We start from the raw sequence: 15,118 nt of genomic DNA, 5'->3' as shown, positions 1-15,118 counted from the left end.
CATCATTAAAAGCAGTGATTTTCTTTTCTACAAAGAAATTTCACTGCTTTTTAACACGATAAGAGAGTATAAAAATTTGACCTTTTTCCAATAATTAATTACTTTCTCATTCTTACAGCACGATCCAAAATACGCTGATAAAGCAGATTCCAATCTGTTTTATAATTTTTTACTTCTGCCGGATGAATCCAGATCCTGTCTGTCGATTCATAGGCAGCTTTAAATTCAACTATTTGCTGGATATCCATATAGTAAAAAACCTGATAACCAATTTTTGGATAAAGCCCTTCCGAATCCCATTCGAAGTTTTCGGTATGGTCTACTGTAATATACCCTAAAAGAGCACAGCTGCCTTCAATATAGCCCTCTTCATACGCCTCACGTTTAAAACAATCTACTGGTGCTTCCCCTTGTTCCATATGTCCCCCGGGTATATCCCAATTTCTATCATTTAAATTTACCAAAAGCAATTTATTCTCTTTAAAGCATAGGCCATGTACACTCGTTATAAGCGCTTGTGCAGGCAATTTGTCATCTGGCACCCAAGTTAATTTCACCTTCCCATTTCCCCAATATGCATACATACTTGTCATCAAAGCTCCTCCTTCTTGAAGCTTTCTTAGCTCAAATCAAGAGATCTAATTGTTCACTCTTTTTACTCTAATAATTTTTATCGTTGTTCCTTGTTCGGTAGAATCCATCTCCCAATCTAAATACATTCCTTTCACCATCATATCAACAATTGAAAGACCGATTCCTGCCCCTTTTTGCTCTGATCCTGTCTGCATTCCCTTCCCTTTATCTGTAATAACAATAGCATCGTGCTGGTCCGTTGACTCTGTTCTTACTGCAATATATTTACCATCTCCTGCATGACGCAGCACATTTTGCAAGATATTATCTAAAATTCGACTGAACCATAATGCATCCACTTCCCATGTGTTTTGTTCAAAAGGTTCTATGTCAACATCAACGTCAAATCCTTCCTTCTCAAAAACAGGATACCAGGTTGCCAAATATTGACGAAGGAATCGCGTTATATCTTGTTCTTTTAATTCCTTCTTATATTTACTCGCCATAAGCAACGTATAAGACATTAGATTTTCAATTAATTTATCCACGTCTTCAATAGAGGTTGATGCTAACTTAAGAGAGCGTTTCGCCTCTTCTGGCAAATCCATTTTCTGCAATGTATAGGCTTGTGCATTTATTTTGGTTAAAGGCGTCCGCAAATCATGTGATAAGTTGGCAATCAGTTCTTTACGCAGTTGTTCTTCTTCCTGTTCACGCTCTCTGCTTTCCCTTAATTCCCGTACCATTTGATTAAAAGCCTTCTCTAAATCACCAATCTCATCCTGCTTTTTTTCTTCAATGAGAATCGGTAATCCATCTGTATCCCGAATTTCCATTGCTTCTTGCAGGTAGACAAGACGTTTACGAATTCCTCTGAAAAACCATAGAGAAAGAAAAATAAATAGAAACACGACACTTAGCGTCAGCGTAACAATAGCCCAGCTATACTGATCAAAAAGGCGCTGTCCTAGGGATTTCATCACATCCCGTTCCAGTTGAAAAACAATAAAGCCATCTTCCTCATTTCCCCCAGCAAAAGCAACGACAGTAAATGGGTCATTGTTATAATGTCTTTTTAGAAATTCTGCAGTATACGCTGCATCCCACTGATCTGGTACATTTTCTTGGAGATTGCTTTGTATATCCAAAACACCGTCTTCGTTCACCCAAAACATAGATGCGTTTGGATAGACTTCTTGCCATTCCTCAAATAGCTGAATCACATCTTCTTCCGATACGATTGCGCTGGCATCCTGATGCCATTTTTCTTCTATTTCTGAGAATGAATGCTGCCCATCTTCTGGTGAATCTATATCCTCTATTAAATTAAAGAAAACAAAAATGATAATGAAGTAAGCTGCTTGTATTAAAAAAATGGCAATAAGGATAATTAAAATATACTTTGCTAATAAAGATTTGAAAAAACGCTTCATTTTTTCACCCGATAACCAATCCCGCGGATCGTCTCAATAATCGTTGGTTTTGCAGGATTTTCTTCAATTTTTTCACGTAAATAGCGGATGTGTACCATTAACGTTTTATCCCCTTCCATAAACTGTTCACCCCACACACCTTCATAGAGCTGTTCTTTCGTCAAGATTTGATTCAGATGGCGAAGAAAGTATTGAAACAGTTGATATTGCTTTCCTGTCAGCAAAATTTCTTCCGCTGTATGTTTATTAATAATAACCAACGATTTTGTATCGATTTGCAGATGACCTATTTCAAGCCTATCTTCTTCTTTTTGAAAACGGCGGAGCAACGCATCTACACGCGCTGCTAATTCATCCGGATGGAATGGTTTAGTCACATAATCATCCGCAAAACTTAAACCTTCTATCTTATCTTCCACTGCGGAACGCGCAGATAACATCACAATTGGCGTGTCCGGCTTTACTTTTTTTATTCGTTTTCCAATGGAGAAACCGTCAAGTCCCGGCAGCATAATATCTAAAATGGCAAGGTCAATATCGTTTATATATTTTTCTAGTTCGTTTCCAGATATTAGCCAAGTTACTTGATGGCCTCTTTCTGTTAAATCTTCTGTGACCCATTGTCCAATTTCTTTTTCGTCTTCGATATATAGAATATGTGCCATTTATTCCACCTCATCATCCATTGATTTACTAGTTAAGCAATATTTATTTAAAGCCAAGTATATAAGTCATAATCATTTCTTTGTAATCAATCATAGCAATTCTATAAATGAATGGAATAGACTATCTCTATTTTTAAACAAAATTTAAACATCATCCTATCTATCTTTGGATTCATTTCATTTAAATGGAGGAATTCTTTTTAACTTGCTTTACGGAAAATGTACTGAGAATGGAGTTATTTATCATTTATACTTATTTATCATTTTGGTCGAGAAGACTCCATCCTCAAGCGAAGCTAGGGTGGAGATGAATCGCCTTTTTTCGTATACAAACTTACGTTCTCTTTGTACAATATCAATATACGAAACATTCTTTGAGAACTGGGTATACAGGGGTGTGACAAGAAATGCTTTGTCACGTAAAATATCCAAGCACTACTTGACACGCACACACTGAAGTTGCGAAAACCAAGCTAAAATAGGGTGTGCGGTGAAGCCGTCGTATAAAGTATCAAAGCATTCACCATAGGGACTACGGGTAGAGCCTGCTAAAATAACTGATGGATGCATTGGTGTTCGCAGGAATCTCCATCTTCAGATTTTGCTTGAAATCAAGATGGAGTAGTTCAAGATAGAGTATAATTATATTATTCCCTAATGATTAAAAGGACGATTCACTTTATCATTATAGGATAACAACTTTTACGAGTAGATATTGGAAAAGTTTCTTATTTTTGGCTTTGTGCTAACCTTAAGCGAACATCCATTACTAAGGAGGTTAGCACCACTTTATTTATAAACATTTAAACAGCTTTTCTACAGATAATTTGTAAAATATATCCAATTATAATCAGGTTAGCACTTTTCTTATTTTGAAGTTATATTTTATATGGCTGTATGTTGGGCGCTTTCGTACTTATGTAAGTACGTGGATTGAAATGTATAACTTGACGCACGTAAAATAGCAGTCGAACCGTTCGTACTTACATAAGTACCTAAACTAAAACCTTTTCGAACAACCCACAACAGCCGAATGAAATAATTCATACCCTATCTAATGATAAAAATCATTAAGCCTAAACAACCTCAACCCATTAAAAATCCGCTCTCATCATAACAGTTAAAGAGGCGGATTTAATTTTCTATCCCACTTGCTAAGCAAGCTGCAAAATCCGTTCCGCCGCCTTTCTTGCCCCAGCAATATTTCTGGAAACTGGGCCAATTTCCAACTCAGCTAATGCACCTGCTACAAAGAGGCCTTTTTTCCACTCAAGTGTTTTAGTTACAACCGGAAATCCACAAGGCGCACAAGGCAACTGCATTTTATCTATTAACGGGTCTAACCATGCTTTTCCCGGTAAGGCAATAGCTGGACCGGTTGCTAACAAAATAGAGCTCCCAGCTATCATTTCTTCATTTTCCATAAAAAGCTGCATCTCCCCATCCATATCTTTCCTTATTTCCTGGATACAACCTGTATGAATATCCAACTTTCCTAATCTTTCTTGTTTCAGCAGCTTAAAATATAAATCCCGGGTAATAGAGCCACGATTCCTTGCTTTTTGAATAACTTCCCTTCTTTCTTTATAACTGGTCAGTTTATGATACGTGTTTAAAAATTTTGGCCCAAGCCATCCTGGATCACTATCAAAATGATGAATACGTAACGGATGGCGTTTCACCATAGTTACGGAATGAATCGATTCTTTTTGAGTAAGTGCGTAAGCAAGATGCGCTGCAGTCATCCCGCCGCCAATCACAATCACATCTCCTGTTTCTGGAAGCTCGTTATCCATTTCAAATACATGCTGAATGGAAGGACTCTCTTTATACTTTTCCATCCACGAGGGGTAGTAAGGAGTATGATTCACACCGATAGCAAGCACGACCCGTTCACTGGTGAAACAACGTCCATCTGCAATACGTACTGTCCACCCTTGTTCCGCCCATGAAAGTTTATCTACCTCTCCTTGCAGCCAGCATTCCATTACACCTGTTTCTTCCAATAAATCCAAGCTATGCTGATTAAACATGTCTAAACGCGGCCGCTGATACTGTCCTTTAAATCCCGAAGCATAATTGTGTATTGAAGCATATTTTTTTAAGCTGTATGGATCGGTATCTAAATGGTGGACTAAAGGGGAGCGCAAATATTCCATTTCGATCTTTTCTGTAATCGTCATCCATCTTTCTAATGGCTGTTTGTGGGGATCAATAATCAATAAGTCTCTTTTCTCCACTTTTTTCTCTTCCAGAAGACGGGAAGCAACACAGCTTCCTTGTATTCCTCCTCCAATCACTATCCATTTATACACACATATCCCTCTTTTCTTTTTCGCTTCCAAAAGCGTAATCATTACGGTTAATTCCCGAAAAATTTTTTACATGTCTTTTAAATAATTATTCTCTTTGCTTTTGAGTATCTATTTTTATTGTCCAATCTTCATTTCACACACCTATTTACTTACCGTCCTTCTGTAAAAAAATATTTCCTATTGTTATTCACCTCAAAAGCAGCTGATACGACATTTGTACAATCCATCCATTGCGTTTCCACTTTTATCTGTTCTGTTCTTTTCTCTATTTTCTCTTCTATTTCTTTTAATATTTTTAACAGCTCAGGTAAGGATAATTCGAATGCTTCAGCTACATGCTGATGAGGAGATTCGACTCGAAGTAAATCCATAAAATGTTCCGGTGTGCTTGCCTTTTCGGAAATACGATTTTCCATATTGATTACTTTTTCATATACTAACTGTTCTTCTTTCGAGAGGAAACGGCTCATCACCTTTTCCAGAAGCTTTTTTTCTAAGTAACTTTCCATTTTAAACACCTCTCAAGGAAATCATTCTTGCCATAAATCGTAATTATTACGATTTAATACGGAAATATTATTACTTTACCATGAAATTTCAATAAAAACAATATAAATCTTATCCATCTATTTTATAACCGATTACTCGTCATTAATTAGCGCCTAAAATTTTAGTCTATAGCAGCAAAGCTCGTATTCATTTGTTTTTCTTATCCTTCTTTACCATACAAAAAAGCTATCCTACGCCAATGGCACAAGACAGCTTTTTTCATCATGTACAACCAAAACAATACATTCCCCTTATTTCCCTTTTTCAACACTGAGTGTTGAGTTAGGATACTCAATCTCATCTGCACTCACAGTCATTGTTACACTGAAAAGTGAGAATACTACTAATACAGCAATTAATAGCTTTTTCATCAAATCCCTCCTTTCATCTCAAGGACATTTTTTATCTTAAAATAAGCTTGTTTATATAGCTTATTTTGAGAATAATAGTTGGACAGCATAACATTATATTGAATGAGGATGCTCGTTTCATTTATTTCTTTAAAAAAAGGAATAGCTACTTTTTCTAAGTACTCATGAAATTCCTCTCCATTCAACCGCAATTGAAGCACGTGGAATTTAATTATATATTCCTCCAAATCAAACTTTTCAGCCTCTATTTTCCCTTTTGCGATATAGTTTGCTGCGGTTTTCTTATTTTCCATGCTCAAATATAATTCAGCTAATGTATAGATTGTTTTCGTATTATGTTCCTCTTCTGTATAAATAGAGAGACTTTCTTGATAATAATGAATGGCTTTTTCAATATCTTTCTTTTTTTCAAAAGCAAGTCCCAAATTATGATAAACTTTTCGAAGCAAGTCCTTATCATTCTCGGTTACTTTCTCAACACGATGATAATAATCAATCGCCTCATCATAGTTTCCCATTTTAAAATAGTTAATCCCCAGCAAGAAATAGCAGACTGTACATTGATCATAGTTCATTTCCCTTAAATAAGCATTTAACGCTTTTTCTAGATGTTGAATCGACTTATATACATCATTTTTCCGATTATATGTCAGAGATATTTCGTAATGGATATCTGCTTTATATGGAAAATTCAAAGCATTTACCAAAGCTAAATATAGTTCTAATGCTTTATCATAATTACCAGCAGCATAATGATATAAGCCACACACTCTATTAAATAAAGGCATTATTTTCATATTACTAAAATCTTGCAAAGATTCTGCTTCTTGAAATTTTTCTTTCGCCTCTGCTATTGTTGAAAACCTTAAGGCAAATCGTAATTCAATTAAGCTGATAAGTAACCTTACACTTGGGTTTGATGAGTCACGGAATCGATTCAAAAAAGATTGGTAAGCTTCTTTTGCTGCAGTTTGGTTTTCTTTAATTAAATTATAAATATTTTCAGCTTCTTGCATAACCTTATCATTGACCACTTCATCTGTTTGAATTAACTCTTGCATTGTTATTCCAAATTTTTTTGCCAGCAGCTGTAGAATCTCTTCATTAGGAACGACATTTCCATTTTCAATCTTGCTGTAATAAGATACAGAACAAATACCTTCCACAATCTCATGTTGGGTAGAATTCTGCTTATTTCGTAAAAATTTTAGTTTTTGCCCTAAATCCAAAATCCTCTCTCCTCTTCGTGAATTATTTCCTACTCTAAATGTAACACAATTTTAATAAAAAATAGAACAATGACTTTCTATTTAATTAAAAAGCTTTATAATTTCTTCCTGAATATACTAAAAAATAAGCTGCTCTTTTATCGAAGCAACTTATCCATCACATGCAAATCCTATTTTTTCAAAACATTAAACATATTATTAAATCAATATCTTGTTTTACTCTATTGTTTGTTAGTAAAGGATTTCATTTATAGACAATCTAGAAATTTGTACTTTTTATTCCAGAAATACATCTATTTCTTTTGCTAGTTCTTCTATCGATTGTACTACCAGGTCAGGAATACATTTATTCTTTAGAAAAGGCGTTTCTCTTAATCTATTTTCTTTATACCACTTCTCTTCACACAGTCTAATGAAGCTTGGATGAGCTGCCCTTTCATCAACCGGAACTTTTAAAACCGCTTCCGGTAACGAACGATGAATAAACACGGAAAGAATTCCTAATTCATTTGCTAACTGCACATCATGATCAATTCGATCGCCAACATGTGCTATGACTTCCCCTTTTACTAGTAATTTACCTAAGATAGATGTGTGCGGTTTGGCAAAGCCTTCCGAATCAGATGTTATTACTTCTTCAAATACGGTATCCAGACCTAATTGCTTTAGTACCGGAAGCTGATACTTCGCATATCCATTTGTTACGGCAGCCAGACGAAAGCCTTTTCTTTTTATTTTTTCCAAGTTAAACAGCATATTCTCTTCCAATAGATATACTTTAGAAGGCTTCGAGTGCTTGATAACCATACTTTCGATATCAATACCTACTTCTATTTCTAATTTCTTAGCTATAGTAACTAGAATATCGTCCCAGTTGTATGCTTCTAAAAACCGCTCTTCGCTCATTCTCTGTAAATGTTCGTTAATAATGAGGCGCATAATATCTTCTTCGGTAACAGCTTCCCTTTTCAACATAGCAACCAACTCCGGAAAGACCCATTTTCCAAAAGGATTTTGCATCACGGTCTCATCCAGATCAAATGTAATCCATTTTGTTTGCACTTACTTCACGGCTCCTTCCGTTAAACTATCCATAAACTGTCTAGATGCGAATAAAAAGGCAATAATCATTGGCAAAGAGGATAATGTCAGTCCGGCAAACAATAAATTCCACTGGGTATCATATTCCCCAAACAACGTCAGCATTCCTAATGGGATGGTTGATAACGAATCGGTGCGAATAAAAATCAATGGATAGAAAAAATCATTCCAGACATTAATTAAGTTTACAATTCCTACGATCGAAATCGCGGGCTTCATGATCGGCAGTACAATGCGGTAGTATACTTGAAAGTCATTACATCCATCTAACCGGGCGGAGTCTTCCAAAGCTCTTGGAACGGTACGGAAAAAACCATAGAACAGAAATACCGCAAATGGAATCCCTCCAGCAACATAAATAAAAATTAAAGCAAATAATGTGTCCACTAACCCCAATTTTAACATGGTCATATAAAGAGGAATTACTGCCAGCTTCATTGGAAGCATCAGACCGATCATAAAAAATGCTAAGAAATATGGATTCCATTTAAACCGGTATCTTGAAAGGTAATAGCCTGCCAATGAGGATACAAACAGGACAATAAATACTGAAGCAGCGCTAACGATAATACTATTCAGCATATAATTAGAAAAGTTAACCACTTCCCAAACCTCTATATAGTTATCTAAACTAAAGGAAGCAGGCAAACTTAAAGGGCTTGTGAAAATTTCTGCATTTTCTTTAAAGGACGAAATAATCATCAAAAGAATCGGATACCCAAAAACAAATGTAAAAAAAGCTAAGACGGCATACTTTAAAATTTGTAAAAACGGATTGGTTTTCATCTTCTTTCCTCCTCTACTCGTTTTACCTTTCGAAGTCTTTACGCTTAAAGACAAATAAAATAATACTTGTTGCCATACCGATAATAATAAATAGTACGACGGCAACTGCTGAACCGAGACCAATTGCTTGCCCTCCATCGACTGTTCCAAAAGCTAAGCGGTAGAAGAAGGTTGTTAATACATCCGTTGAATAATATGGTCCTCCTGAAGAACCCTGCATCGCGAATACATATTCAAAGGTTTCAAAGGATCCAATAAATACTAACACCGTCATAATCATCAATGCTGGTCCAATCATAGGGAGTGTGATTCGAAACAATACCGTAATCGCATTGGCTCCATCTATTTTGGCCGCTTCAAAAATTTCCTTATCAATCGCTTGTAGTCCAGCTAAAAATATCAGCATAGAGAACCCGATAGATGCCCAGCTATCAACAAAAATAACACTGAAGAGTGCGGTACTCATGTCACCTAACCAGGGTCTGGTGAATGCTTCCAGACCGATTACTTCCAACAGCGTATTCAGAGCACCTCTGGTTGGATTTAAAATTAAGCTGAATAAAAAACCAATCACAATAACAGACAATAGTTTTGGCAAGAAGAACATACTTTTAAAAAACTCTTTCCCTTTGATTCTACTATGTATAATCAAAGCTAATATAAGAGAAATAATTAATTGGGTAATGACTGTAACGAAAAAATAAATCCAGTTATGGCTGAATGCATTAAAGAAAAAATCCTTATACGGGTTTTCTGTAAATAACGTGATAAAATTTTGGAAACCTACAAAACTTACTCGATCAAATCCATTAAACGAATAAAAGCTGTTTAATGCAGCTGAAATCAGTGGATATAATTGAAAGACACCATAAATCAATGCTGCAGGAAGTATAAATAAATGAACAAGATGCTTTTTATATTTATTTTTCCGCTTATGTTTAGTCACGGGGCTCAGCCTCCCAAAAGGTGAATACACAATCAGCGTGGATTGTGTATTCATTTTTTATTAATTCCATTCACGTGTTATTCTTCTTCAATCATTTCTAATTTTTCCACACCCTCTTCCGCAGCTCGCTCAGCATTTTCCTGTGCTTGTTCAAGCAATTCTTCCTTTGTGATTTCTCCTAAATACATTCCTTGCAGTCCATCTTCAAAAATACCTTTGGTGGATGGAGACCCTAACCCATAATGAACAAGCATCAAGTAAGGGGTGGAATTGACTTCAGAGGCCTCCATGATTTGTTGTATAATATCGTGTGATGCTGTGACGCCCTCTACCGCACTAACCCTGCTTAAGTTATCCGTAAATAATTGACCAAATTCTGGACTGGCCATAAATTCCATAAACCTCAATGCTTCTTCTTCATGCTCCGTCCCTTTAACCACACCATAGGAACCATCTACCCAGTTCATCACTAATGCTTCATCCGATCCTTCTTCCTTAAATCCAGGGATAACCCCAATGGATAGATCCGGATTACTATTTTCAAGTACTTCTAACTGAAAATCTCCATTTACATACATCGCTGCTTCTTCTGTATAGAATAATGCTTGTGAATCATTATCATCTAAAGCTGTAAATCCTTCAGGTAAATATGCTGTCAGCTCTTCCATTCTATTTAAGGACTCCATCATTCGAGGGTCTGTTAAATCGGCTTTCCCCTCGATTACATCTGATACAAATGCATTACCGTCATATGCTGTTGGCGTGATAACTCCATGCAGCATAGACAACAGCCACGCTTCTCTTCCACCTACAGATAATGGAACTACGTCATTATTTTTCAATTCCTGACTTACTTCTATAAACTCTTCCCAGGTTTCTGGCGGCTCCAGGTTGTATTCATCAAAAATCGCTTTATTATAATAAATCAATCCAATATTTAAGGATAACGGGATACCGTAGAGCTTCTCATCGCTTCCTTTTGCAGCTTCTAAATAGGATTCATCAAAGTTATCTATTCCTTCTATATCATCTAAAGCAACTAAATATCCATTGTCTGCAATTGTCTGAGCACCCGAATAAGGTCTGAGCTGCACAATATCCGGACCTGTTCCAGATACCAAAGCATTGGTTAAAATGGTATTATATTCGGTTGCTTCAAATGGATTAAAATTAATTTTAATATCTGGGTTTTCTTCCTCAAATACTGCGATTATTTCCTCATATGCCGCCCTGTCCTCTGTTCTCCAGCTGTACATATCAAGCTCTACTACATCTTCACCTGAGTTATTGGAACTGTCTCCACTTCCACATCCAGCAGCAATTCCGCTGAATAAAATGACAAGTAATCCTGTAAGCCACCTTTTCTTCATTATTAGAATCCCCCTCTATGCATTTATCACCACGCAGTTCTTTTCAATGAGGCAAGTAATCACAACAAGATTGGTTTACAAGTATTTCCGTCGTATTCCAGAACATGTTTGCGTTCCTAATTCTTCATGGAAGAAGCATTATAAATGTCCTTTGGCTACACTTTGGTTTCATTTCTTTTCCGTTTTATTCATCTTCTTCAATCATTTCCAACTCTTCTACTTCCTCCTCAGCAGCTCTTTCTGCATTTTCCTGTGATTGTTCTAGCAAATCTTCCTTCGTTATTTCTTCTAAATACATTCCTTGCAGCCCATCTTCAAAAATTGTTTTGGTTGTCGGTGATCCTTCTCCATAATGAACAAGCATCAGATAAGGGGTGGAATTTGTCTCTGAAGCTTCGGTTACTTGCTGAACAAATTCATGTGTAGCCGTGACCCCATCAACCGCACTAACACGACTCAATTGATCACTGAACATTTGACCAAACTCCTGCGTTGCCATAAATTCCATAAACCGGAGTGCCTCTTCCTCGTGTTCAGAACCTTCCACAACCCCATAAGAGCTATCTACCCAGTCCATTACCAGTGGTTCTTCCATTCCTTCCTCCTTAAATCCAGGAATAACACCAATTGGAATATCTGGGATATTATTTTCAAAGGTTTCTAACCGATAGTCCCCATTAATATACATCGCCGCTTCCTCTGCATAGAATAAAGCTTGTGCATCATTATCATCTAAAGCAACAAAATCATCCGGCAGAAACTGCGCTATTTCTTCCATTCGATCCAAGGATGCTACCATGCGCTCATCTGTTAAGTCGGTACTTCCTTCTGTCAATTCATCAACAAATTCATTCCCGCCATATGCTGTCGGTGAAATCACCCCATGAAGCATGGATAATAAATAAGCATCTCTTCCGCCTTGAGCTACAGGAATAATATCATTTGCCAATAATTCCTCACTTACATTTACAAAGTCCTCCCATGTCTCTGGCACAGCTAACCCGTATTCTTCAAAAATAGTTTGGTTATAAAAAATTACACCTACATTTAACGACAAGGGTACTCCATAGGTATTCCCGTCACTCCCTTGAGCAGCTTCTAAATAAGAATCATCAAAATGATCGATTCCTTCTATGTCATCCAAAGCTACCAAATATCCGTTATCTGCAATTGTTTGAGCGCCTGAATAAGGCCGAAGCTGCACAATATCTGGCCCTGTTCCTGATACCAGAGCATTCGTTAAAATCGTATTATATTCTGTAGAATCAAATGGATTAAACTTGATTTTTATATCTGGATTCTCCTCCTCAAAAGCAGCAATTATCTCCTCATATGCGGATCTATCTTCTGTTCTCCAACTGTACATTTCCAGCTCTACTGCATCTTCATTTGAGGTGCTGGAACTTCCTTTATCCGTATTGCCACAGGCAGCAACCATTGTGATACATATAATAAAAAATATTCCTAGAAATAGCTTTTGCTTCATAATTAACCCCCCCATAATTTAATAATATTTGTACACCTATCAAATTATTCAGAGCAGTAATCCGCACACCCCCTCTATATTTTTATGGAAATGGTAAGATTCTTTCTTCGATAATCTGCAGCATTTCTTTTCAGCGTTTTTATATCGTCGTTTGTTTTTTCTTTTCACGTGTACACATCATCATTATTCATGCTTAAACACCTTCATAATCATTTATATGAAGCACAGATGAAATTTAATGTCGATATTTTTCAAATCATTAAAATTTAAATTCAAAATTATGGATGTTTCAAAGTGATAAAATGAAAAGGATTATTTTCATAATAAAATCTCTCGCGAGGCAAGAAAAATATTGATATGATAACAATAATTATTGCGGACAAAAGAAGTAAAAAGGAGCTGTATGATGCCAATTTTTATCTACTATCAAACGACTGCAAAAGAATGGAAACGAGCAGAAAATGATGCTGCTGTTCCAAATGATGCACTTTTTATATGGTATGATTTTGTAAATGCTAGTTTAGAAGAAAGTAAACTATTAACTTCCCAGTTTCATTTCGATACATTAGCTATTGAAGATACGGTGAGTACTATTTCACGACCGAAATTAAAAGAGTACCCATATTACCAATTCTTAGTCTGTCATCTAATAAATCCAACAGATTATCGTGCGCAGGCTATCAATATCTTTATGAAAGGCCATATTCTTGTAACTTATCATCAAGATAAATTAAAAAGCGTAGGCAGTATGGAAGAAGTCATTCAAAAACGCTATCTTTCCAAAGAAATCACACCAGTAGATATCGCTTTTCTTATTTTAGATTTTATTGTCGATAGTTATTTTGACTATATTTATCATATTGAGGATGAGGTATTTTCTTTTGAAGACCGGCATGTAAATGATGCTACTGATAATAAACTAATGGAGGATGTTTTCCGAATTCGTTCAGTTATTATTAAACTGAAACGTGTGCTCATGCCTATGCAGGAACTTATCGAGCATTTAAAAGAAGAAGCATCCTTTACAAAAACGAAGAAACAAAGAATGTATATACACCATATCGAGGATCATATTATCAAACAAATACATATCATTAAATCTGCACAGGAAATGACTGGTGATATCCGCGATAACTATGATTCCTTAAACTCCTATCGATTAAATAATGTAATGAAAATCCTAACACTGGTTTCGGTTATCTTTCTGCCATTAACTTTAATAACCGGCATCTATGGTATGAACTTCTGGAATATGCCCGAATTAGAATGGAACTATGGGTACTTTAGTGTCCTTGCTGTTATGCTGCTTATCAGTATTGCACTTATTGTTTACTTTAAAATGAAAAAATGGTTTTAAATATGATTATAAGACTTTCCCTCCGAATAAAGCTTGCTAAAGAGAGACATTTCCATTGTCTTTCTTTTTTAGTTCCCCTCTTCTCTGTCATCTTAATAAATACGAATGGTATACTTTACTTAAATAAAGCTATTTATCGAATGGGGGATATTTATGAATGATAAAAAATCAGCCAGCAGTATAGAAAAAGCATTGCAGCTTCTCAATTGTTTCTCAGAAAAAAGATTTCAAATGACTGCTGAAGACTTGGTAAAGACTACCGGAATACCTAAGTCATCCGTATTTCGTATGCTAACTACACTAGAAGAATACAACTACATTAAGCGTACGAAAACAGCTCATAAAACATGGTACAGTCTCGGCTTCTCTTTTTTTGAAAAAGGAATGATGGTACATCGACAATTTAATATAAAAGACTACGCAAGAAGCAGAATGATAGAACTTCGTAACGAGTGGAATTTAAATATTCAATTAGCGATTCAAGATGGACATGATGCCTTATACATCGAACAAGTTCCTTCTTGGCGGCCGATACAGTTATATCCTGCTATTGGCAGACGTGCTCCTCTCTATGCAGCTTCTTGTCCCAGAACCCTATTAGCTTATATGGAAGAAAGCGAGCGAAAAGCAATTCTTAACCAGGCGAAATGGAAAAAATTCACGTCAGCAACGCCAGCGAATATCGAAGAGACAGAAAATGCCATCCAGCAAATTATCAAAACTGGTTATAGCATTAGCAGAGGGGAGCTTATTGAAGGAACAATTGGCATTGCAGTACCTATTTTTGAACCCGTAACCAATGAGATTTGGGCCGCACTCAGTATTGTAGGATTAGATAAAGACTTTGAAAAAGATACATTTTATTATATTAATGTGTTGAAAGAAACAGCAAAAGAAATTCAAAATTCTATAAAAACATAAAGATTTTAATATATGT

Annotated in this window: 13 protein-coding genes; 2 read left to right on the top strand and 11 right to left on the bottom strand. The window is 36.0% G+C overall.

The window, feature by feature from the left end; genetic code table 11:
* Positions 1–98 precede the first annotated feature (98 nt).
* The 11 genes from BN986_RS09455 to BN986_RS09405 all read right to left on the bottom strand — a co-directional run bounded on the left by BN986_RS09455 (position 99) and on the right by BN986_RS09405 (position 12,824).
* On the bottom strand, positions 99–593 hold the full coding sequence (locus BN986_RS09455; protein ID WP_040979555.1) for an NUDIX hydrolase: 495 nt from the start codon (positions 591–593) through the stop codon (positions 99–101).
* Between the two features lie 45 nt (positions 594–638).
* A complete protein-coding gene (locus BN986_RS09450) occupies positions 639–2,006 on the bottom strand; it encodes a sensor histidine kinase (protein WP_040979554.1) in 1,368 nt (455 codons plus the stop codon).
* A complete protein-coding gene (locus BN986_RS09445; protein ID WP_040979553.1) occupies positions 2,003–2,671 on the bottom strand; it encodes a response regulator transcription factor in 669 nt (222 codons plus the stop codon). The genes BN986_RS09450 and BN986_RS09445 overlap by 4 nt, the downstream gene beginning before the upstream one ends.
* 1,154 nt (positions 2,672–3,825) lie before the next feature.
* Complete coding sequence (locus BN986_RS09440; protein WP_040979552.1) at positions 3,826–4,986, bottom strand: FAD/NAD(P)-binding protein; 1,161 nt, start codon at positions 4,984–4,986, stop codon at positions 3,826–3,828.
* Between the two features lie 149 nt (positions 4,987–5,135).
* Positions 5,136–5,495, bottom strand: a complete 360-nt coding sequence (locus BN986_RS09435; RefSeq protein ID WP_040979551.1) for a hypothetical protein — start codon at positions 5,493–5,495, stop codon at positions 5,136–5,138.
* A gap of 410 nt (positions 5,496–5,905) precedes the next feature.
* A complete protein-coding gene (locus BN986_RS09430; protein WP_040979550.1) occupies positions 5,906–7,135 on the bottom strand; it encodes a helix-turn-helix domain-containing protein in 1,230 nt (409 codons plus the stop codon).
* A 276-nt stretch (positions 7,136–7,411) separates the two neighbouring features.
* Positions 7,412–8,197 (bottom strand): HAD family hydrolase, encoded by a 786-nt coding sequence (locus tag BN986_RS09425; protein ID WP_040979549.1) that lies wholly within the window; start codon positions 8,195–8,197, stop codon positions 7,412–7,414.
* Complete coding sequence (locus tag BN986_RS09420; RefSeq protein ID WP_040979548.1) at positions 8,198–9,022, bottom strand: carbohydrate ABC transporter permease; 825 nt, start codon at positions 9,020–9,022, stop codon at positions 8,198–8,200.
* 22 nt (positions 9,023–9,044) lie between these two features.
* A complete protein-coding gene (locus BN986_RS09415; RefSeq protein ID WP_040979547.1) occupies positions 9,045–9,968 on the bottom strand; it encodes a carbohydrate ABC transporter permease in 924 nt (307 codons plus the stop codon).
* 77 nt (positions 9,969–10,045) lie between these two features.
* Positions 10,046–11,338, bottom strand: coding sequence for an ABC transporter substrate-binding protein (locus BN986_RS09410; RefSeq protein ID WP_052400733.1), 1,293 nt, complete (start codon positions 11,336–11,338; stop codon positions 10,046–10,048).
* 184 nt (positions 11,339–11,522) lie between these two features.
* A complete protein-coding gene (locus BN986_RS09405; protein ID WP_052400732.1) occupies positions 11,523–12,824 on the bottom strand; it encodes an ABC transporter substrate-binding protein in 1,302 nt (433 codons plus the stop codon).
* A gap of 406 nt (positions 12,825–13,230) precedes the next feature.
* Between BN986_RS09405 and corA the strand changes: the two genes are divergently transcribed.
* On the top strand, positions 13,231–14,181 hold the full coding sequence (gene corA, locus BN986_RS09400; RefSeq protein WP_040979546.1) for a magnesium/cobalt transporter CorA: 951 nt from the start codon (positions 13,231–13,233) through the stop codon (positions 14,179–14,181).
* A gap of 153 nt (positions 14,182–14,334) precedes the next feature.
* Positions 14,335–15,102, top strand: coding sequence for an IclR family transcriptional regulator (locus BN986_RS09395; protein ID WP_040979545.1), 768 nt, complete (start codon positions 14,335–14,337; stop codon positions 15,100–15,102).
* Positions 15,103–15,118 lie beyond the last annotated feature (16 nt).

Source organism: Oceanobacillus jeddahensis (assembly GCF_000750635.1).
GTDB lineage: Bacteria > Bacillota > Bacilli > Bacillales > Amphibacillaceae > Oceanobacillus > Oceanobacillus jeddahense.
The sequence above is the reverse complement of the archived record's forward strand: the minus strand, read 5'-3'. Positions and strand labels throughout refer to the sequence as shown.

Excerpts from the sequence above, each read along its gene's own strand:
- BN986_RS09435 (WP_040979551.1), bottom strand. The coding sequence starts at position 5,495 with ATGGAAAGTTACTTAGAAAAAAAGCTTCTGGAAAAGGTGATGAGCCGT.
- BN986_RS09450 (WP_040979554.1), bottom strand. The coding sequence starts at position 2,006 with ATGAAGCGTTTTTTCAAATCTTTATTAGCAAAGTATATTTTAATTATC.
- corA (WP_040979546.1), top strand. The coding sequence starts at position 13,231 with ATGCCAATTTTTATCTACTATCAAACGACTGCAAAAGAATGGAAACGA.
- BN986_RS09410 (WP_052400733.1), bottom strand. The coding sequence starts at position 11,338 with ATGAAGAAAAGGTGGCTTACAGGATTACTTGTCATTTTATTCAGCGGA.
- BN986_RS09405 (WP_052400732.1), bottom strand. The coding sequence starts at position 12,824 with ATGAAGCAAAAGCTATTTCTAGGAATATTTTTTATTATATGTATCACA.
- BN986_RS09445 (WP_040979553.1), bottom strand. The coding sequence starts at position 2,671 with ATGGCACATATTCTATATATCGAAGACGAAAAAGAAATTGGACAATGG.
- BN986_RS09395 (WP_040979545.1), top strand. The coding sequence starts at position 14,335 with ATGAATGATAAAAAATCAGCCAGCAGTATAGAAAAAGCATTGCAGCTT.
- BN986_RS09420 (WP_040979548.1), bottom strand. The coding sequence starts at position 9,022 with ATGAAAACCAATCCGTTTTTACAAATTTTAAAGTATGCCGTCTTAGCT.
- BN986_RS09455 (WP_040979555.1), bottom strand. The coding sequence starts at position 593 with ATGACAAGTATGTATGCATATTGGGGAAATGGGAAGGTGAAATTAACT.